Raw genomic sequence first — 21,182 nt, forward strand, 5'->3', positions numbered from 1 at the left:
ATTTATTCGAGGCGGATACGCAAAACCCGTCCTCGAATAAAAACTTTCGTTAAAAAACAAAACTCTTATTCAAGGACGGGCGTTGATTCGCTCGCGGTGCCACCTTGGATTCATCTGCTTCAAGCGTTACAAATACACTTTGGCAAATGCACTCTGCGAAGTACCATCATACTTCCGGCAACTCACGTATGCCTTACGTCGCAGAATACTCAGCTGTATGCAGCCTTTCCTTGCGCCCTCAGCGACCCATTATGCAAGTATGCGTCCTGCCCGTATCTCAGCTACACGGACTCTCTGTGAGTGCACTACAAGCTTTACTTTCGCTTCATAGGTTTAATTTCTATTTTTAGAATATCAAAGAAAATTTAGAAAAATAAAGTTCTGACAGAAATTTTTTTGGGTATGTAAAACCCCTAACGTTCAGCTTTTGCACCCGTGATTGCGGTAATACTTTGTTCCGGTCGATCCAAAACCGGTGAGTTCTTTGTCAGCCACTTGGCAAAAAGTTCCGGTATTAAAACATTTGTTTTTTTGACAACTTTTCCGCTGCCAAGCGCCTTATGTCCGTCTCCTCCGGATGCCAGAAAGGTGTTCAGTGCGACCGTGTACCTGCGATTGAGCTTTATCGGCACCCATCGTCCCTTCTGATTTTGAACCTCAACAGAGATGACACGTTTACCGACTTCAGCAGTAGGATCGTAAGAATATCTTAACCCCGCAGTTTGCAAAATTCTAGGACCTATGCCGCCCTCGTCTGAGACACCGCGCTCAACCGCTTCGAGAAGCTCTCGCCCGGTGTATTCTTTGATTTCCAATATGTCCTGAAAGGGCTGGAGGTTATCCAGATCTCCTTTTGTTACTGTCCCGACCGGTATTGATCCACGGAAACTTCCGCCGTTAATCAGTGCAATGGATGCTCCGTTCTTCTTTGCGTATTCAAGCATTGCACGCGTTACTAGAAAGGTAGAAAAACAGTCCCCGTGTCGGCATGCTTCTATTCCGTCGTTAGCTCTAACTCGGTTCTCACCGACAATAACGGAATTTTCTTTTTGAATTTTCTCAGCCGCCTCATCAATAATCTGTGTGATCTCTTTATCCCCGCCGGCTTTTCCCATCAGCATCGGACTGCCAGACCAAGAAATCGGCTTGCCGGTGTTATCGAATCTGACGGAAAGATTTCCAAGATACTTTGCTTCTCCGGACGTGGTCACGATCAAAACCGGGGCTCCGTTTGGAGACTTTTCAACAATGGGGTAGCCCCCTATTTTTGATCCCGGGCCGATGTAATCGTGAGTATGTCCGCCAACGATAATATCAATGTCTGCGACCTCTGAAGCCAGCTTTTTATCAAAAGGCAAGCCCATATGAGAAAGCACAATAATGACATGTACGCCGGCTTTTTGAATTTCCTGTACAGAAGAGCGGACGGCTTGTATCGGATTAATAAATTTCGTGTGTCTGCAGGCGATGGATTCGCTGACAACATCGGGATTTGCAATACCGATGATGCCAACCCTCTCTTTGTTGTATTCGGTAATGACGTACGGTTTGATGTTTGCTTTTCTAAGCGCACAGCCGTCTTCCGGCTTTAAGTTCGCTGCCAGAAACTGGTAATTAGCCGTGTTAATAAATGCCAGAAGCTTTTCGCAGCCTTCATCGAACTCATGGTTGCCCAGCGTTGCATAGTTAAACCCCATGAGATTATCGATCTTTCTAACGAACTGTGATTTTCCGTTCACGTAGAGTAATGAACCTTGAAACTGATCACCTGCATCTAAGAAAAGTGTTTCAGGGTCTTCTTTTTTAGCCTGTTTTACATAAGCCGCAATAGCGCCGTAACCGCCGGTACAGCCTTCTTCCCGAAGACAAGCATTGTCACTCTTGCTTCCGGCAAAATGCGAGTGCATATCGTTAGTATGGAGTATTTTTAATTCCGGTCCATTGTCGACTGAAGGATGAAGAGCGCAGCCTGAGAGAAAAAGCACAAAGAGAAGCAGAAGACAGGTTCGCTTATAGACGGCTGCTAATCCATGAGCGGAGTCTAAGTTAGTCAAAGTTTTATGCATTGAACGATCTGCTTTGGCGGAATCTTTGTGATGAAGCGTGCCAAATTTAAAACGATAATTTACCAAAAACCTGCGGTTTGGAGTAATTACTATTTTCTCGTTTACAACTAAATCCATTGAAGCCAGTTGCAAATTTGATAGCTGTTGTCGGAAGTTTGCGCTTGGAAATGCAGCCGCTTTGGCGTCCGAAGCTTTGAGAAAAAAGAGGTATGTTGATTCAAATGAATAACCCCAACTCGTCAGAGTATTAATAAAGTTAAATGGCAAAGAAAAATTAAAGGATTAGACGCTATGCCGAAGTTTGTGACCACAGCCGGATGAAGCAGACTACATTATCTTCCGTTATTTTTAACTCTTGGGTTGTTTCGGTTTGCGCTCTTATGGCGGACCATTTATCTCAATTTAACCTTCTGAATATTTTCAATAATCCTCTCTTCTCCTCTTCTATCGTAATTCGAAGTTGTGACGACGCTGGCGTGTCCCATCAAATCTCGTACAGCGACTAAGTCAACATTTTGCTTAATAAGCCGTGTTGCAAAAGTTCGTCTGAGATCATGCGGTGTCACTTTGTCTGTAATGCCGGCAAGAGCTGTATATTTTTGAACAATCAGTCCGACAGCTTCAGGTGTCAGCGGAGCCTTTGTATCGATGACGCCAAATCGTCTAATTCTGACAAAGATTGGTCCTTCTGTCTGACTGCCTCGAACATCGATCCATTGATCGAGCGCCTGTCTTACTTCATTCGGCATATAAACTTTTCTTTGCTTATCTCCTTTCGCGATAATTTTTAACGAGCCTTGCCGTCGGTCATATCCCTCAAAAGAGATTGAAGAAATTTCAGCGCGCCGTATTCCTGTTCCGATGAGGATGGCAAGAATTGCGTGATCTCGGATTTCTGAAATTTTGGGCCCTGAGCTATTGTCGAGCAATGCAGCAGTTTCTTCTAAACTTAGTTCACGTCCTACGGTTATACGTTTGGTTCTGAATTTTTTTATTTGTCTAATGCGCGCTGTTTCTTCCTGTGTCATTAGCCCAAGGGACCATGCAGCCTCGCTGATTCCCCGAATGGCAGAAATATATGAGTTCAGAGAGGAGCTCGTATAAATCTGACCTCCGTTTTCATTTTTCAGCTCACTCATGATCTGAATGAGTTTTCTGAAATGGATCAGCCGAAGTGATCCCCAAGGTACTTCATGACAATTGTTAAAACCAATCAAGTTAGCCATGACATTGAGTCGGCTTTCTAAACAGCGTATTGAGTTTACTGATCGAAATCCTGCCAGATAAAAAGCAGCCACATCAATCGTTTCAGCAGGTTCGGGAACGCTGATTCCAAAATTATTCTTGTCTCCGATAACTAGAAGGGATTTTTCCATAGAGGCCCCGAATATTTATCTTTACTTCTTATAAGTAATATTATATGAAATAGAGTAATAAATCGATAATTTGTAAATTTTTGGAAAATAGGGAGGTTGTTTTAGTAACCAGGCCTCGAACTCGGAAGCGTCGTCACTAATCAAATTCTCATAGAGAGCACCAAGTAAGTTTTATAAGGAAGCCGTTTCAACAATATCTTCAGCAATGAAGTTCGTGACTGTGATAAAGGAGTGGTAAATGCTCTACAGATCAATACGGTCATTTGAGCTACCGAAAGCGTACATACAGCACAGGGAAATACATCAGTCGGCCCAGTTCAATTCATGCAACAATGAAGATTCGGTCTATCTTAAATTTCAATAATTAATATCTAACTTCGGTTAACTGTATACATCATTTAATTGATAATGATTTTTCTAAATAAGAAATTTAATAAAGATGACGATAGTTAACAAAAGATGATGAGATATTACTGTCAATTAGTTGGGATAGTTAGAAATTAGAGCACTGACAGTGAATTATCTTATACGTCAGTCACTCCGTCACTCATCCTTTCATGACATTCTTGTATGAAAGAACCAGACCGGCTCGATCTAAAGTAAAATCGTTATCAGACACTTACAAAAAGAGGTTCAATAACTCATTAGATAGAGACTAGCCGTTAATCAACCCACAAATGCACAAAAATAGGGAAGAAAATAGTGAACCGCAACTCTCAAGGCATAAGAACCTCGATCAAGGCTCTTTTATCATCGTTGTTTACAACCTTTATTGTTACCTTAGGTTTCCAATCGTCACTTTGTGCCACGGAACAAAATCAAAAAACGGTCACGCTTGGGATAAGTGAGTTTGCATCCCATAATATTAATGAGCTTATTATTGAAGATACTATCAAAACACTTCAAAAAGCGCTTAAAAACAACAAACTTGTTGTTAAAAGGCTAAATCTTATTGGTATTACGAATGCGGTAAAGAGCAAAGAATTGGACCTTGTATTGACGTCTGCTGGCGCTTTTCGGCGACTCGTTATCGAGAGAACAGGCTTGAGGGATTTAGCAACCGTAGCTTCCGATCTGGCACCTAATCCTAACTATGCTGACGGCTCTGTGTTTTTTGTCAGAAGAGATCGCGAAGACATTAAAACCATTGCAGATTTAAAAGGTAGGGTTGCTTCAGCTAACTATCCATATGCTTTCTCGGGCTGGCAAATAGCAATGGGTGAGCTTCTAAAACAAGGGTTCGCTCCGGATAATTTCTTTAAGAAAACCCTTTTTCTTGGTCATGACGCATATCCTGCCATACAGGCTGTCTTAGATAAAAAAGCAGACGTTGGCATCGCCAGAGCCTGCTTCTTGGAATACTCCGGCCTACTTGAGCAAAATCAGCTGAAAATTATTGGAGCAAAGCCAAGCGGAGAGGAGTTCCCATGTCTTCACTCTACAGACCTTTATCCAAATTGGACACTGTCTACGACGCCAAATACGCCACCTGAGATCAGCAGGGTTGTTTCAGCAGCGCTATTGGATATGCCGCCCATTGCCCATAACCTTCACTGGAGCGTGGCAACTGATTTCACAAAGGTCGATAAGCTTTTTCTGGACCTAAAGGTCGGTCCTTATGAATACTTACGGAAATTTGATCTGACACGTTTCATCCGAGAATACCGCCATTATTTTATATTCGCTGCTCTCTTGTTCTTCGGCTTGCTCCTGCACGTTGTTCGCGTAAATGTCTTGGTTATCAAACGAACTAGTCAGCTTACTTACTCTCTTAAACGTGAAAAGGAGCTCGCTAAGGAAGCCAATGTGATTCGGCAGCGTCTTAATAAAATACAGACTTCAGGCGTTGTGGGACAGATGGGAACAATGATAGCCCATGAACTCAAACAGCCTCTTGCCACAGCGAGCAACTATTGCTTCACCCTGAGAAGACGAATGGAGAGAAATGACCTTCCTCCGGCGCTCCTGGATACTTCTCTGGAAAAAATTAATAAACAGATGCAAAAAGCCACGCAAATTATCGATAAGGTCAGATCCTATGCTAAGGGGGATCGTTTTCGAGAGGAAATTAATATCGTGTCTGTTGCTTCTGCAGTAGTTGTAGACTTAAAAAAATCATCTCCTGAAGCCGGCTGTATCAGTTTTTCTTCCGCCTCAGCGCCGCAGTGTGCGAAGTGTGATGAGATAGAACTTCAGATCATCTTATTGAATATTCTCAATAATGCGCTTGAAGCGGTTCATAATCAAGCGTCGCCCAAAATTTTCTTAGAAATTTCAGCGAAAGATAAGGACATCGTACTTAGCGTTTCGGATAACGGTCCGAGAATTAGTGAGGAGATGTGGAAAACTCTTGAAAACCACTCTCAAAAATCAAGCAAGGAGGATGGCCTCGGATTTGGTCTCTTAATTGTCCAATCCTTAGCGGAGGATTTAGGCGGGAAGCTTATCTTTAAAAGAAATGTACCAAACGGATTAACCGTGACAGTTTTAATTCCGAGCTGCGGAGCGAATGAAAATGGCTGAGAAAGCGTGTATTCGAGTCGTTGATGACGATGAAGATCTGTTGGAAAGTTTGGAATTTCTTTTGGAAAGTGAGGGCTGGAAGGTAAAAACCTATAGTAGCGCCCAAGATTTTCTCAGAAATGATGCAGCTTCAGTCACCGGCTGCTTAATTAGTGATATTCGAATGCCGGGAATGACAGGGCTTGAGCTGCAAAAAGAGATGAACGATCGACACATTCATCTGCCGATCATTTTCTTAACAGCCCATGGCGATATCGATATGGCCGTATCCGCGGTGAAGGCAGGAGCCATTGAGTTCCTACAAAAGCCGGTTGATCAGGAAAGACTTCTCAAGGTCGTAGCCGATTGCGCGAGGAAGTCAGCAAAAGGCTACTCTTTACTCAGTTTCGATATTTTTGAAGCGCGTCGGCGCTGGGATGCCCTAACGGAAAAAGAAAAAACAGTTCTGAAGTTTGTTGCTGCCGGTCTTATGAACAAGGAGGTCGCAGAACGCCTTGGTAATTCAGTGAGAACGATTGAAAATCACCGGGGAAACGGTTTGAAAAAGCTGCAGATTCACACAATGGCGGAGCTTAACCAATTGATTTCTGCGATCAAGGAAAACGAGTAGTCAGAAAAAAATAACTGAATGTTGAGTAAACGCAAACTACCTAGGTAGTCTCTCGGAAAATAATTTCTCCATCAGGCAGAAGCAAGCCTTAACAAAAGTGTCAATCCCGGAGAAAATTATGACAGTTCAATTATCTAAACGTTCATTCCTCAAAGGCCTTTTTGCAACTGGGGCCGCTCTTCCGCTCGGTTCTCTCGCACACGCTGCCGTCAGCGAAATTCCTCAGAAATGGGATCGGGAAACTGACGTCGTCATTCTTGGTTACGGCGGTGCTGGCGCCTCTGCAGCTATCACAGCAAAAGATGCGGGCGCTGAAGTTGTCATTTTTGAAAAATGTGCCCAGGGCGGCGGCAACACAGCTGTTTCTTCCGGCGGCATGATGATCCCGAATAATCGCGAAAGAGCGATCGCTTACCTCGATAAGACCTACGACTTTGCGAACTCTCAAAAAGATGCTGAACTTCTTGAAGCGTTTGTTGACGAAGCAATGAAGTCTAAAGAATTCCTTCTGTCTCTCGCTCCGGATCAGAAAGTCTATATCTATGGTCATGCGGGTTTCCAGAACATTCCTGAATCCGACGCAATCGATAAATGGCGTTTCCGTACTCCGAAAGGACAGAAGACCCGCGGCGGTGACATGCTCTTCAATAACTATCGCTATGCGGTTGAAACAGCCAGAAAGATTCCCGTTGTTTACAACGCAAAGGGACTAGAACTTATTCAAAAAGATGGTCAGGTGATTGGTGCGTGGATTGAAATCGAAGGTAAAAAACAGGCAGTTAAAGCCCGCAAAGGCGTCGTCCTTGCAACCGGCGGTTTCGAATTTAACGATAAGATGCTTTCCAACCACACTATGGGTCAGAAGTTCCATCGCCTCGGGCATCCTGGCAATACCGGCGACGGCGTAAGAATGGCTCAGGCTGCCGGTGCTGATCTTTGGCATATGAATGCTCTTTCCTGCCCGCTCGGTTTAGTGGTTCCGGGTCTGGAAACAGCTCTGCAGATCAATATGCTTGCTCCTTCTCATATTTACGTAGATCAGGACGGCAAACGCTTTACCAACGAAAAACTCGATAATCATACTTGCATTTATGCGGTCAATGCGCTCGACCCGATCAAACATCGTTACCCTAGAATTCCCTGCTTTGTCATCTTTGATGAAGAAGCCCGTAAGCGCGGTCCGATCATCGGAGGTGCTACTTCTGGTTATGCACTGAATCGAGAAAATTACAAGTGGTCTAAAGACAACTCGGCTGAAATTGAAAAGGGCGTCATCGTTTCTGCCCCGACAATTGAAGAGCTTGCGAAAAAGATCAACGTTCCTGCAGAAAATCTAGTTGCTACAGTTGAACGCTGGAATACAAACATCAAAGCCGGAGCCGATAAAGATTTCGGCCGTCCTCTGGAAAAGAAAGGCAAAGTCGCATTTGAAGGCCGCGAAGCCCCGATCGTCTCCCGTCCCATCGGTGAAGGTCCTTACTATGCTGCTGAGCTTTATCCGACAATCCTGAACACACAGGGCGGTCCGCGCAGAAATAAACTCGGTCAGGTTCTTGATCCGTTCAATCGTCCGATTCCGCGTCTTTACAGTGCAGGTGAACTCGGTTCTATGTGGGGTCATATTTATCAGGGTGCCACAAATAATTCAGAAGCCTGCGTATTCGGTCGCATTGCCGGTAAGACAGTAGCTGCGGAAAAGCCCTGGTCATAATCAAACTTGATCATCCTGCCAAAAGGCTCCTTTTGGCAGGAACCCAACTCAGAGATAAATAATGAAAAAATACCTCATGCTCTTCCTTCTCACGATGTTCTGTGCGGCAAGCGCCTCTGCGGCAGACAAGCTACTGGCTGATCGTCATATGGAACGTCTGGGAAAATGCGAAGCCTGCCACAAAACGATGCCTCCCAAGCAGGTGCCCTCCAAGGATTGTCTCTCTTGTCACGGAAGCTATGAAAAGCTTGCAGCACGTACCGATAAGAACGACATCAATCCGCATGACTCCCACCTTGAAGACCCTGACTGCGGTCAGTGTCACAGAGGCCATAAAAAGCCGGTACTAGCCTGTGACGAATGTCACGAATTTAAGAATATTCGGGTTCCATAAAATATCTTTTGAAGTTCTCCTTGGTCGACCGCATAAATGCGGTCATTTTTTCAACTCCATGCTTTTCTGCTTATTGGATCAAAATGTCGTTCTTGCGAGCATACCGCTTCATATAAAAGCTTTAATCCTCGTAAAAAGCTTAAAGAGGACGAAGATTTATGCCCCTTGTTTATTCCTTAACAGAGAGCAGAAAATCCGTAAAGTTCTTGCGGCTTCCCATCAGAACAATTTCATCATTCAGCAGGATTTTCTCTTCCATCGTTCGACGCTCCAAGTCCAGTATTTCTTCTTTCCTGCAGGGAAGGCCCAAGACATTTTTTTCAGTTACCTTCCGCACAGCCGACAGCAGTACAAGACCGAACCTTGAGAGATTCATGCTGCGATAGCTATGATCAACAAATCTTTCCGGGACCCTCATCTTCAAAATAATGTAATCATCACTGATATTGAAAGAGGTGCAGTTTGCGGCAAAAGCCAACTCAAATGTTAGGTCTTTCGCAGCCCTTTTCTCCGGAGCTAGGATACGATCCAGATTAAATGCTTCCAATACGGACTCATGAAGGTTATCAATTGCTCGCGCATAAATATGTTTTAGTCCCATCTTTTTAAGAAGCGCCACCGTACGCAGACTGGCACCAAAATCTTCACCGATCGCCACAATAATGACGTCCATATTCCTCAAGGGAAGCATTTTTAGTGCATTTTCGTCGCAGGAATCGAGCTGGTAGACAGTTGATAATTTATCCTTTATTGCTTCAATGTTGGACTCCTGGTTGTCGACGCCGATAACTTCGTTCCCGTGAAGCGCAAGATTGATAGAGAGCTCACGTCCATAAGTCCCTAAACCGATAATCATATAACGCATGTAATACTCCTAGTTAATGATGATATTTTCATCCGGGAAGACTTTCTCGGAATAGCATCTGCCGGAGAAGAGCCCAATCATCACCGACAGCAAGCCTACACGCCCTAAAAACATGGCGCAGCATAAGAGCGCCTTACTTTCCCAGCAAAGATTCGGCGTAAGTCCAAGAGAAGAACCGACTGTGCAAATTGCAGAAATCACTTCAAAAATAATAGCTTGAGATGAATGCTCAGGCTCAAGCAACATAAGTGAAAAAACAAAGAACAGGATTGCCAAAACGGATGACGATGCAACAGCATAAGCACGCATGACACAGTCATGTGGGATAGTTCGATTAAATGCACTTGTGTTGCGGCTTCCAAAAATCAAACTCTTAAGATTTAATAAAAGCACTGCGATCGTATTTACTTTAACGCCACCAGCCATTGATTGTGATGAGCCTCCTATCCACATAAGGACGCAAATCATAAGGATAGTCGCTGAATGGAAATCGGCCGGATTTACCGAAGCAAAGCCAGTAGTTCGAGGCAGAATCGAGTTAAATAACGATTGAACAAGCTTTGAGAAGAATGGAAGATCTTTCAGTACTCCGTTGAATTCTAAAATAAAGAAAAGAAATGCCCCTGTTGCTGTTAGGACCGCAGAGAGGATTAGGACTAGCTTGGTATTAAGATCAAACCTCGTTTTCGTCTCGTCCTGAAAAGATAATCCAATCTTCTGTTTCACGGCTGCAACGAGTTTGTCTTTTAAATTAATCAGGATCGGAAAACCAATAGATCCCATGAACATCAAAAAACAAATCACTAAGTAAAAAAACTGACTCCCATTCATCAGAACCGGATTACTCAGGCCGTCTTTCACATTTGAAAAACCTGCATTACAAAAGGCAGACATCGCATGAAAAGCAGCAAATACGCCTCTTTCATAATTTGAAGAAAAGAGAACAGCAGGTACCGACCAATAGATAAGGACTGCGCCGATCGCTTCAATCATCAATGTAAGCCCAAGTATATAAAGTAGGGTTGGGAGCAAAGCATCCATGGTTTTTGAGTAAACCATGTCTTTGATCAGTAGCTGGTTGTAGATAGAAGTCTGACCGGCATAGAAGATCGCAAAAACACTGGTAAACGTAATCAGTCCTAACCCTCCGATTTGAATAAGGCAGGAAAGTATTAGGAGCCCAAAGTTTGTAAAGACTTGCGAGATATCAGCGGGTGAAAGTCCTGTCACACACACCGCACTTGTCGAAATAAATAGGGCATCTATCAGGTCAAGCGGTTCTCTTGTACTTTTTGGGAGCATCAGTAAGAAAGTGCCTGAAGCAATCACCACAAGGAAACTTGAAGCGAGGATGAGCGTCGGATTTAAGCGATAACTTTGAGCGGCATCCAGGGCCTTTGCACTAAGAAAAATAATGGAATAGCCGGCTAGTGATACAAAGAGAAAAGTATTGGCCTGAAGGTAATGAAAAGGCGAAGGAAGAGGCGGTAGGAAATGGACCGCTGCATTAATCAGTATGAGGAAGTTAACGAGCCATTTCAGAACACCGGCCTTCTTCACATATGTGTCATAACTAAAAATGTAGCCAAGAAGAATGTTCAACGTAAAAAGGCATAAGACGCAATGCAGAGCAGCCAGAATCCAATCAGAAACATCTCCCGAATTTATTCCAAAAAAGAAAGCAATTCCAATGAGGCAAAACAGCGACGACAGTGTTGTGATCACTGAAAAAAATAAATCTAGTTTCGCAAGCCGATACGACAGGTCCTTAGATTTATGAACCGAAGAGTTTTTCTGCTTCCAAATAGCCCTCTTGATGGACTTTTCCAAATGAGACAAATGCTTTGGCATATACGCCGAATCACGTAGAGATGATTCCCATATCAAATTAAATCCGATTTATCTTAAAGACACATAGAGCTGTCCTCTGAGGAGAAATCTCAGACTGAGCATTAGAGAGATAAGCGAAGTAGCTGAGGTAAAAATAGGAGAAGTTGTATGAAGAGGTCGTCAATCTGAACTAAAATAACGAAATGCATAGAAATACGAACCCCTGGCAGTTGATCTGAATTATGCCGACAAAGAGAATAATCAACGCGAGAAATCGTGCGGTCGTACTTGGCAGCGTTGTCGCACTCTATGTTTTGACGACCGTCTTCTTCCTCCTGCGTGTGAATCAATACACTCAAGATATCTACGATTATCCCTATACAGTTTCCTCACAGGCGCGAATTATGCAGAGTCGCCTGTATGACTTCAGAAGTATTTTGCCGGTTGTGTTCGCATCGACAGATTTAGCTCCGGAGGATATCGAAAGCACATTGGAATCTCAGGAAGCACTTCAGAAAAACAGCATTAAGATCATTGAAAAAAAATACAGAGGTGGTTCTGAAGAATTAAGCAATTTAAAGGAAGCGTTATCCAGCCTACAGGCAAAGCGTCGTGAGCTGATCGAGATGACACGACAGGATCCGACTGTCGTAAACATCATTACCCGCTATAGCCAGATCGTAGAACCGGCCTTTGTCCGCCTTGACGACGCACTTGACATCATTGCGGATGGGGCAGATAAACGAGGGCAGGAAATTCATGAGCATGCAGATAAAATTATCGTATATATCGTTGTTTTTACTATTGTTTTCGGTCTATTCCTGATTTTCTTTATTTACAGCGAGACCAATGAAGTCACTAGGTGGAATAAACGAATCCTGCAGAGGGAAAAGCTTCTTAATCTTCTGTGCGCTAGCGTGAACGACGTCTATATCATCTTCACTCGCACAGGTGAACCTGAATTTGTCAGCGCTAACACCAAGGCAATTCTCGGTATTAACCACACCAACATCCTAAAAGATAAGAATCTTTTTTTTCAGATGCTGAATGATAAAGATAACGAGTGGCTCCAAAAGTGCCTAACCGACTCTGCTGCTTCATCTTTTGCTCCACGTACGGTTGAACTACGCGGCAGCTCCAGATCCTACAAACTGCATGTCTATCCGATGAGAGCGGGAGAATCCAGCTGGTTTGTCGTGTCGCTTGTAGATGAAACAGAACAAATTCAGTACCAGAGGACATTGGGCGACGCTCTTCAGTCTGCACAAAATGCCAGCCGCGCAAAGAGCCAATTTCTTTCGCATATGTCGCATGAGATTCGTACGCCCATGAATGCGATCATTGGTATGACGACAATCGCACTTGCTAAACTCGACAATAAGGAAAGAGTCAGAGACTGTCTGACAAAAACCATGCAGGCGTCCAGGCATCTGCTTGGACTCATTAATGACATCCTTGATATGTCTAAGATCGAAAGCAATAAACTTGTGCTGTCTCAGGAGCCGTTCAATCTAAAGGATGCAATTCACAATCTAATGAATCTTGTTGACCCTCAAGCCAAGAGCAAAGGTGTGAATTTTGAGGTCACTATGAGCGGAGTCAAGCATGAGTCTTTTGTTGGAGATGCTCTTCGAACGAATCAAATTCTGATCAACATTCTCGCCAATGCCATTAAATTTACTCCAGAAGGCGGCAGTGTTCGTATGAGAATGTTCGAGAAAGCTACGAGTCCTAGCCGTGTTCGTTTAAAATTCGAAATTTCTGATACCGGTATCGGAATGGATGAAGAATTTCTTCAGCGAGCATTCCTTCCGTTTGAGCAGGCTTCTGGCGATATCAGTAAGAAGTTCGGAGGATCCGGCTTAGGGCTTGCCATCACCTATAACCTTGTCAGTCTTATGGGAGGGACGATTTTCGCAAAAAGCGAACTTGGTAAAGGTTCAACTTTTACCGTAGATATTCCTTTCGGATTAACTGATGAATCGGCTGAACATGACGAGGGGCTGAGAGAGTTAAAAGCGCTTGTTGTTGATGACGATAAAGATACCTGTGAACACGCGTGTCTGCTTTTAGGCCAGCTTGGACAAAAGACTGAGTTTGCATTGAGCGGCAGAGAAGGAATCGAAAAGATCAAACAGTCTCTGGAAGAAGGAGACCCGTTTGACGTCTGCTTCCTTGATTGGAAGATGCCGGAAATGGACGGAGAGGAAACTGCCTGTAAGATTCGAGAAATCGTCGGACCTGAAACTCTCATCATCATTATCAGTGCTTATGATTGGTCACCAATTGAAAAGAGAGCGAGAGAAGCCGGAGTTAACGGATTTATCGCTAAACCTTTCTTCACATCTTCCTTCTATGACTGCCTGAAGGCAAACGACGTTAATAGAAAAAATGAAACTGAAAAGCAGGCAACGCAGCCCGCGCATCATCCGACCATAAAAAAACGTATTCTGCTGGCAGAAGACAACGTCTTTAATGCTGAAGTTGCAGAAGAGTTTCTGGATATGGCTGGCTATGAGGTTGAAGTTCAGACAAATGGGAAAAAAGCGTTTGAAGCTTTTGAGCAGCGTCCTACCGGGTACTATGATTTGATCTTTATGGATATTCAGATGCCGGAAATGAACGGACTGGAAGCTACAAGGAAAATACGTCAACTCGATAGAAAAGACGCAAAAGAGATTCCAATCGTCGCCATGACCGCCAATGCGTTCTCTGAAGATGTTTCAATATCTTTGGAAGCCGGTATGAATGATCATATTTCCAAGCCGCTGGAACTCAAAAGGCTCTATCAGGTATTGGGAAAATATTTGGGAACTGATCCAAAAAATAAAGAATAGAAGTGTTTTTGAGGCTTCTGCTAGGCAGAAACCTCATTCAGACAGGAGCTACCGAAGCATATTCTTTCGATAGCGATAAGTATGAAGTGCGGCAAGGGCAACAAAGACCGCTCCTGCCGCAGTGTGGAGTTTGAATCCTTTGAATGCGAGAGCTGCTAATGAGGTTAAACCGCATACCAGCATACCCTTGTTTTCAAAAAGTCTCATCTCTTTGCTGCGCAGCATTTTCTTCGTCCTATGAGACAGAGTCGGCAGCGGTTTTGCATGAGGAACAACCTCATTAAAAACATGTGCTAAACCCCTTCTTTCAAAAGTGTGGGGATCATACTCAAGCAAAACAGAACCAGTAATCTGGTTCACGTCAGCCTTACGGACACCTTCAAGAGTTTTAAGCTCTTCCAACATCCGTTCAGCTGTTTTTAAATTCTTAAGAGCCGGGACGCGAAGACGCATGCGTCCCTTAGTATCGCTCACAATAAAATTATTCAAGCGCTTCATCGCTATACTCCAATTCCAGAATTTCTTCCTGATCGTATTTTTCAGCCAACTTCGGCTGCTGTGCGTTCCATGCGACGCCGAGCGTTGTGACATTGTGCAGAACAGCTCCGGTCGCAGGCATAATCAGCCCTAAAAGGCCGCCGGCCAGGTATGTCGAATTCAGTCCGATCGTAATCTGGAAGTTTTCTTCGATTCGCCGATAAGTCTTTTGTCCGAGCTCAATCGCCACGGGAAGCTGCGTCAAGTCAGAGTTCAGTAAGACAACCGAAGCGACTTCTTTTGCCAGATCCGCCCCGTCAGAAAGCGTTACACCGACAGTTGCCGCTGAGAGTGCAGGAGAATCATTAATGCCGTCTCCGATCATTAAGACCTTTCTTCCTTCATTTTCCATTCTGCGGACAATGTCGGACTTCCCTGTCGGAAGAACCTGCGAGAAATATTTCGTAATACCAAGACGACGCGCAACGTTCGCTGCTGTCCTCGGACCGTCTCCGGTAATCATCGCGATATTATTGATACCCAGAAGTTTCAGATTTTGAATGACATCTTTCGTTTCAGGCCGAATCGGATCCTCGACGCCAATCAAACCGCTTAACGTGCAGCCGACCACAAAATAAAGAACTGAATGCCCTTTCGAGGCAATTCTGTCGATCTCAGGCTGAGCAAAAGAACAATCCACGCCCTCATCATCCTCCACAAAATGACGCGAGCCGATCAGCAGTCTTTCTCCGTGCAGTTTAGATGCGATACCATGGCCGACAATGTATTCGACTTCGGCATGTTCTTCTTCATGCTGCAAGTGTCTTTCCGCTGCGGCGCGAACAACAGCGCGAGCCACAGGGTGCGGGAAATGTTCTTCCAAGCATGCCGCCATGCGCAGAATTTCTTTTTCGGACCATTTCGAATCCAAAGGTACAACGCACGACACTTTCGGAGAAGAAACCGTCAGAGTGCCGGTCTTATCAAATACCACCGTGTCAACCTGAGCTAAGGCTTCAAGATACTTACCTCCCTTGATCAAAATCTTGTGGTTTGCCGCTTCCTTCATCGCGCTGAGAAATGCGATCGGTGTTGCCAGTTTCAGCGCGCATGAGTAATCAACCATCAGGACGGCAGCAACCTTAGCCAAGTTTCTTGTCACCGCGCCAACGACTCCAGCCAGTAAGAAGCTATAGGGCACGATCGTATCCGCAAGCCGCATAGCTTTTGCCTCAATTCCTGCCTTTGTCTTCTCACTGTTTTCAATAAATTCGACGATCTTATTAAGACGGCTTTCAGAGCCGATTGCGGTAGGTCTGATTAAAAGTTCGCCCTCTTCCACTGTTGTACCGGCAAATACAACGTTCCCAGCTGTGCGGTGTACCGGAAGCGGCTCACCAGTCATGGAAACCTGATTCACCATACCGTCCCCGCCAACTACTTCACCGTCAGCCGCGATAGCGCTGCCCGCTCTGACTACAAGAATGTCGTATTTCGTTAAAGAGGAGAACGGAACTTCGAAATCTTCACCGTCTTTGCGGATCCATACTGTGTCAACATTAACTGCCAAGGACTCGGTTAGATTTTCCATCGTCTTGCGCCGCGTCCACTCTTCAAGGCTTTCACCCAAGCCGAGAAGCAGAGCAGTTGTTGCCGCAGTTTTGAAATCCCTCATCACTAACGCGATCGCGACAGAACTTAGATCTAAAACTTCAACAGTGATCTTGCCTCTGAAGAGCTGTTTAAACCCGTCAAAAAAGATATCTTTCGTTCCGGAAATAAACATCCCAAGCCGCAAAGGAAACGGCAGGAAAGAACCGAAAAGCAGTCTTAATGAAGGCCAAAACGTCACATCCGAGATGACACTTGTACCCGTCGGAATCGTTTTAGGCATTGTACGAACTTCGTACTCGCTGTCGGACAAGACATGCTCAACAGCCTTGAGCGCCTTATGTCCGAAAAAGACAACAAGAACGCTCCCTGTCCTCGGATTAACTTCTACACCCTCAACATTCGGGATGACCTCAATTCTGTCCGCGATTAAATTGCCGGCATCAAAGCCGAACTTAAAGTCGGAACGAAAACGGGCCCTTCTCCGAGTTTGAGAAACAATTTTGAACCCCATAGTAATAACCTCCAGCCTATTGAGGCCGAAGAACCTTACTCTTTATCGATGACTTTAACGTCAGAGGTATCGGGTTTATTCTTCGACTCTTTACGGTCTTCGTACTGCTCCTTCGCTTCTGCCGCCAAATCCTCACAATCTTCTTTAATCGATTCCGCTTTTTCTACGAGCATGTCTTTGATGTCATAGCCGTAGGAAAGAATTTTTGTTGTATGGGGGCGCAGAGAACCGCGCTGAATCAGAGATGCACCAAAGGCACCGAGAATTGTTCCGGCTACTACACCCCAAAGAATGTTTTTGTCGCTCATTTATTGCTCCGAATCAGAAATAATCGCCTCATTTTAACCTAGTAGAATTACCTATATGATGATATACGGACACGTATTTAAGGATGCTTACAAACAATATTACCCTTTTCTTTCTCAACTTGAGCAAGAGAACTAATAGTTTTATGTTATAGCTCTCCGTTATATTTGACCTGCACCCGTATCTAGTTTCCGGCACTTTCAAAAAGACAACTTTTAAGGTTCGAGGAGAATATTTCAATCAATTCCAGAAGAACCGGATCTTTTCTTGAATAATTACGCCAGCTTAGGTTTACCGGATAGTTTGGAAATCGGATCGGCGGTTCGAGCAGCTTGAGCGCAGAAAATTTCGTTATAGCCGCAGCGGCGTGACGAGGAATGGTTGTCAGGGCATTCGTGCCTGTTAATAAAGCAGGGATTGCACTGAAATGAGACGTAGAAACCAGCACACGCCTTTTCTTTCCAAGCGACGAGAGGATTTCGTCCACAAGACCGTAGTAACCTCCGCTGGACACCAAAATATGGCCCCGATCAACATAAGTCTCCAAATTCCAGTCGGCTGTACCGAATGTATTCGGATCGATCAGGCATCCATAATTTCCGCTTCCGACCTCTACAGAACAGACACTGTCGCTTCGTGTGCCGCCGCTCGTCACAGCGAGATCTATCGATCGGGAAAGCAGCATCTCCTCCACTAAAACTGAATTGGTTTGAACAAATCTCAATCGAGTACAAGTCGGAATGCGTTTGGCGAGTTCGACCATGTCAGACCCCATCGCCAGCTCGAAATCATCGGACATTCCAATCGTGATCGTCCTGCCGTTGAAAAGCCCCGAGCGGCTTGAAAAAAGTTCAAAGGTTTGCGAGAAACGCTCCAGCATCTCACGAAGTGTTGGATAGAGCTGATTCGCAAATAAAGTCGGCGTCAATCCTCTTCCGTTTCGAACGAACAATGGATCGCTGTAGAGCGTTCTTAACTTCGCCAGAGAAGCGGAAACGGCTGACTGAGTTTGATTAAGCCGTAGTCCGGCTCTTGTTGCACTTTTTTCTTCATATACAGCAACAAAGACTCTGACTAAATTTAAATCAATTGAATCGATATTAATCTCGTTCATATCTCTTATTTCTCCTCGCCGTATTCGCAAGTCAGCTTAAGTCAGAAAATCTTAACTGTAGCCCTCATCCATCTAATTCTAAAGGAGAAAATCATGAGCAAACATATAGTTGCGGCGCTTCAAATCGGAAGTGATCTTATCGAAGGAAAAGCCAAGACATTAGAAAAAATCATGTCTTACGAACAGGCAATCATTGATTCGAAAGCTGAACTTGTCGTGATGCCCGAGGCTCTTCTCGGCGGATATCCGAAAGGAGAAATCTTTGGTGCATATCTAGGGTACCGATTGCCTGAAGGACGTGCCGACTTTGCCGCCTACTACGAAAACGCCATTGACGTTCCCGGGCCTGAATGCGAGGAACTCGCCGCTCTTTCTGCTCGCACTGGAGCTTCCTTAGTCGTCGGATGCATTGAGAAGACTCCCCATGCTCTTTACTGCTCCGCGCTCTTCTTCGACCCCGAAAGCGGACTTGCCGCTAAACACAGAAAGCTTCTTCCAACCGCATCTGAGCGACTCGTTTGGGGCATGGGAGACGGGTCCACACTTCCGGTTGTGCAGACAAAAGCCGGCAAAGTCGGCGCCTGCATCTGCTGGGAAAATCATATGCCGCTGCTTCGCTCCTACATGTATGCCAAAGGAGTAGAGGTTTACTGCGCTCCGACGGTCGACTGCCGCGATCAGTGGCAGCACTCAATGAAACACATCGCGCATGAGGGGCGCTGCTTTGTGGTAACCGCTGTCCAGTACCTACCGTCTCCGGAAGCCTTAGGCAAAACCGTTCCACACTGGAAGGACGATGAAGAACTGATGCGCGGCGGCTCCGTCATCGTTGACCCGATGGGGCAGGTACTTGCCGGACCTCTATATCACAAAGAAGGTTTGGTCAGTGCTGAGATCGATCTCGAGGACATCGTCAAAGCAAAGTATGACATGGATGTTTCCGGTCACTACGCCCGTCCCGACGTGTTCTCTCTGCATGTAGATACAAGACCAAAAAAAACCGTTGTTGAGACCGTCGTCACTGAAGTGATCTCTAAATAACAAACCTCATGTTCGGGCACGTCTCAGACGTGCCCATTTTCTCAGGAGACAAATATGACCGGCGTGATACTTGCTCAGATTGTTGTCGTAGTTACGCTCATTCTCATGATTATCGGCAAAACGCCGATGTACATCACCGCAGTTGTCGGCTCCACGATTGCAGCTCTGCTGGCCGGAATTCCGCTTTACGGCGCAGACCCTGTAACCATTAAAGGCCTGTTGATTGGCGGTTTAAATCCCGTACTAATTGATATGGGCGGCATTCTTCTTTTTATAGGCATTATGCAGTCAACCGGTTTTCTCCATGTCATCATCGGAGATATTATTAAAGCCGGTAACTATATTGGAGGCGGTCCCGGAATTATCACTGCGGCAGCAGCGGTCGCCGGCGGTATCGGCATGATGGTGGGCTTTACTCAGGCCGCTATTACCGGCGTTGTCGCAGGTCCTGCCGCTATTAAGCTCGGAGTGGATAGGAATGAAGCCGCCGGTGCGCTGCAGCACGCGAACATTCTCGGCTGCGGAGCCGGCTTCTCGCACCCGACTGTTGTCGGCATTCTGGCAATTTCCGGGATCGGCTACGGCATGGTAAACGTTTGGGGGTTCGTGGTTGCCGCCGCGGTTATGAGCATAGCCTGGTATCGGATGAGAACACACGTTCGAAAGGAAGGATTTGTTAAAAAAATGAGCGCCGAAGAGATTAAGCAGCTTCTCGATAAATTCAATAAAGACAAAAAAGCAAATGTTTCTTCCTGGATTGCATTCACTCCGTTCATCATCCTTATTGTCGCCGCTTCAAGCGGAGCTCCGATCTTCATCGTGTGCTTTTTCTGCGCACTGCTGACGTCTTTACTTGCTCGTCGTGATCTTCAGAAGAGCCAGGGAGAGATGATTGAAGGCGTCAGAATGATCGCTGTGCCTTTCATCGCGACCATTGTTTTCCTTTTCATGTCCGGCGTGATTAAAAATACGGGTTTCGTGGACACCATTGCGAAATTCTTTGAACCGCTGCTCGCCTACTCGCCAGAGCTTCTGATGTTCCTGATTTCAATTATCACCGGCATCATCACGCAGAGCCTTGCAGCCTCTTCTGCAATCCTGCTTCCGTTTCTCTCCGTCGTGCTGACTGCAGGAGCCGATCCGATGGCAAGCTCCGTTGCCGCCATCGCTGGGGCCAATATTGGTCAGTACTACCTGACAGGCGGTCCGGTTTCCGGCTTAAATACTGTGATCCCTGTTGTTCCCGGTTCTGACTTAGTGAAGGCCAACTTGTTCCAAAGACCGAACTATCTCTTTGGATTCGTTGTCGCAGGCTGTATTGTCGCAGCACTGACATTCCTCTAAGAAGAAATAAATAATCCTTCCTCCTTTTGCAGGCTGTCTTTCGGACGGCCTGCTCTTTTATTCGCATAGGGATTCGTCAGGAATGGCGAGGCGTGCCGGCCGGCTACTGATAAAATCGAAATTTTTCGAAATCGCTTTAGCGTGTTCCCTTCACCGCTGCGTGGAGCAAATTATTTCAGCAGAATTATTACGGTCACAGGCCTCCGCAATCATCTGAATTACAATATTTCTTCTTAATAAGCGAAAGCCCCGCTACGCTTTTCATGTGTACGACAAAGGATGCTCCGGCTTTCTTGTTAATCAGAGAGAAACGTCGCTCAGTCCGCAGAAGCGTAAGCCACATGGCAAGCCTTTCCTTCCCCGGTCCTCAGAAACACTGTCCAGACAACATTCGATCTTGCCGATATCGCAAGATCTGTTTCTTCAACAGATCTTGTAGAGTCAATTGCATCTGAAAATCAAGTGTGCATTCGTATAGTTGAACCGTCCATCATTTTCACTTTTCAGTTCTACTCTTTCAAATTTTTTACCTTTGTTAAGGCAGAACTCTTCCGCCTCTCTTA

General features: G+C 45.2%; 15 protein-coding genes. 7 read left to right on the forward strand and 8 right to left on the reverse strand.

Features of this window, described 5'->3' with window-relative positions:
- Positions 1 to 413: 413 nt before the first annotated feature.
- Complete coding sequence (locus E5987_RS07890) at positions 414 to 2,066, reverse strand: bifunctional metallophosphatase/5'-nucleotidase (protein WP_160335553.1); 1,653 nt, start codon at positions 2,064 to 2,066, stop codon at positions 414 to 416.
- Between the two features lie 392 nt (positions 2,067 to 2,458).
- Complete coding sequence (locus E5987_RS07895) at positions 2,459 to 3,442, reverse strand: tyrosine-type recombinase/integrase (RefSeq protein WP_160335554.1); 984 nt, start codon at positions 3,440 to 3,442, stop codon at positions 2,459 to 2,461.
- 702 nt (positions 3,443 to 4,144) lie between these two features.
- Here E5987_RS07895 and E5987_RS07900 point away from each other — a divergent pair.
- From E5987_RS07900 to E5987_RS07915, 4 genes are all read left to right on the forward strand, one after another.
- Complete coding sequence (locus tag E5987_RS07900; RefSeq protein WP_160335555.1) at positions 4,145 to 5,965, forward strand: sensor histidine kinase; 1,821 nt, start codon at positions 4,145 to 4,147, stop codon at positions 5,963 to 5,965.
- Entirely contained in the window at positions 5,958 to 6,575 is a 618-nt protein-coding gene (locus E5987_RS07905; protein WP_160335556.1) for a response regulator transcription factor, read from the forward strand. Before E5987_RS07900 ends, E5987_RS07905 begins: the two co-directional genes overlap by 8 nt.
- Positions 6,576 to 6,693: 118 nt before the next feature.
- Positions 6,694 to 8,286: an FAD-dependent oxidoreductase gene (locus E5987_RS07910; RefSeq protein ID WP_160335557.1), complete on the forward strand. Its 1,593-nt coding sequence runs from the start codon at positions 6,694 to 6,696 to the stop codon at positions 8,284 to 8,286.
- Between the two features lie 61 nt (positions 8,287 to 8,347).
- Positions 8,348 to 8,680 carry a cytochrome c3 family protein gene (locus E5987_RS07915; RefSeq protein WP_160335558.1) on the forward strand — a complete coding sequence of 111 codons (333 nt, stop codon included), beginning with the start codon at positions 8,348 to 8,350 and terminating at the stop codon, positions 8,678 to 8,680.
- A 169-nt stretch (positions 8,681 to 8,849) separates the two neighbouring features.
- Here E5987_RS07915 and E5987_RS07920 read toward each other — a convergent pair whose 3' ends face one another.
- Both E5987_RS07920 and E5987_RS07925 read right to left on the reverse strand, forming a co-directional pair.
- Complete coding sequence (locus E5987_RS07920) at positions 8,850 to 9,545, reverse strand: potassium channel family protein (protein WP_160335559.1); 696 nt, start codon at positions 9,543 to 9,545, stop codon at positions 8,850 to 8,852.
- A gap of 9 nt (positions 9,546 to 9,554) precedes the next feature.
- Positions 9,555 to 11,396, reverse strand: coding sequence for a TrkH family potassium uptake protein (locus E5987_RS07925; protein ID WP_160335560.1), 1,842 nt, complete (start codon positions 11,394 to 11,396; stop codon positions 9,555 to 9,557).
- Positions 11,397 to 11,617: 221 nt separating this feature from the next.
- Here E5987_RS07925 and E5987_RS07930 point away from each other — a divergent pair, with 221 nt between their 5' ends.
- Positions 11,618 to 14,212 carry a response regulator gene (locus tag E5987_RS07930; RefSeq protein ID WP_160335561.1) on the forward strand — a complete coding sequence of 865 codons (2,595 nt, stop codon included), beginning with the start codon at positions 11,618 to 11,620 and terminating at the stop codon, positions 14,210 to 14,212.
- A 48-nt stretch (positions 14,213 to 14,260) separates the two neighbouring features.
- Here the strand turns inward: E5987_RS07930 and E5987_RS07935 are convergent, their stop codons facing one another.
- The 4 genes from E5987_RS07935 to E5987_RS07950 form a co-directional block, all read right to left on the reverse strand.
- A complete protein-coding gene (locus tag E5987_RS07935; protein ID WP_160335562.1) occupies positions 14,261 to 14,710 on the reverse strand; it encodes an HMA2 domain-containing protein in 450 nt (149 codons plus the stop codon).
- The gene (locus tag E5987_RS07940) at positions 14,694 to 16,814 is read right to left on the reverse strand and encodes a heavy metal translocating P-type ATPase (RefSeq protein ID WP_160335563.1); all 2,121 of its coding nucleotides are present in this window, start codon (positions 16,812 to 16,814) and stop codon (positions 14,694 to 14,696) included. The genes E5987_RS07935 and E5987_RS07940 overlap by 17 nt, the downstream gene beginning before the upstream one ends.
- A gap of 35 nt (positions 16,815 to 16,849) precedes the next feature.
- The gene (locus tag E5987_RS07945) at positions 16,850 to 17,122 is read right to left on the reverse strand and encodes a YtxH domain-containing protein (protein ID WP_160335564.1); all 273 of its coding nucleotides are present in this window, start codon (positions 17,120 to 17,122) and stop codon (positions 16,850 to 16,852) included.
- A gap of 182 nt (positions 17,123 to 17,304) precedes the next feature.
- Entirely contained in the window at positions 17,305 to 18,234 is a 930-nt protein-coding gene (locus E5987_RS07950) for a LysR family transcriptional regulator (RefSeq protein WP_160335565.1), read from the reverse strand.
- Between the two features lie 93 nt (positions 18,235 to 18,327).
- Here E5987_RS07950 and E5987_RS07955 point away from each other — a divergent pair, with 93 nt between their 5' ends.
- Together E5987_RS07955 and E5987_RS07960 are read left to right on the forward strand one after the other, a co-directional pair.
- Positions 18,328 to 19,275: a carbon-nitrogen hydrolase family protein gene (locus tag E5987_RS07955; RefSeq protein WP_160335566.1), complete on the forward strand. Its 948-nt coding sequence runs from the start codon at positions 18,328 to 18,330 to the stop codon at positions 19,273 to 19,275.
- A gap of 54 nt (positions 19,276 to 19,329) precedes the next feature.
- On the forward strand, positions 19,330 to 20,619 hold the full coding sequence (locus E5987_RS07960; RefSeq protein WP_160335567.1) for a citrate transporter: 1,290 nt from the start codon (positions 19,330 to 19,332) through the stop codon (positions 20,617 to 20,619).
- Positions 20,620 to 21,182 lie beyond the last annotated feature (563 nt).

Origin of the sequence: Parasutterella muris (assembly GCF_009767915.1) — a bacterium.
In the GTDB taxonomy this organism is placed as follows: domain Bacteria; phylum Pseudomonadota; class Gammaproteobacteria; order Burkholderiales; family Burkholderiaceae_F; genus Parasutterella; species Parasutterella muris.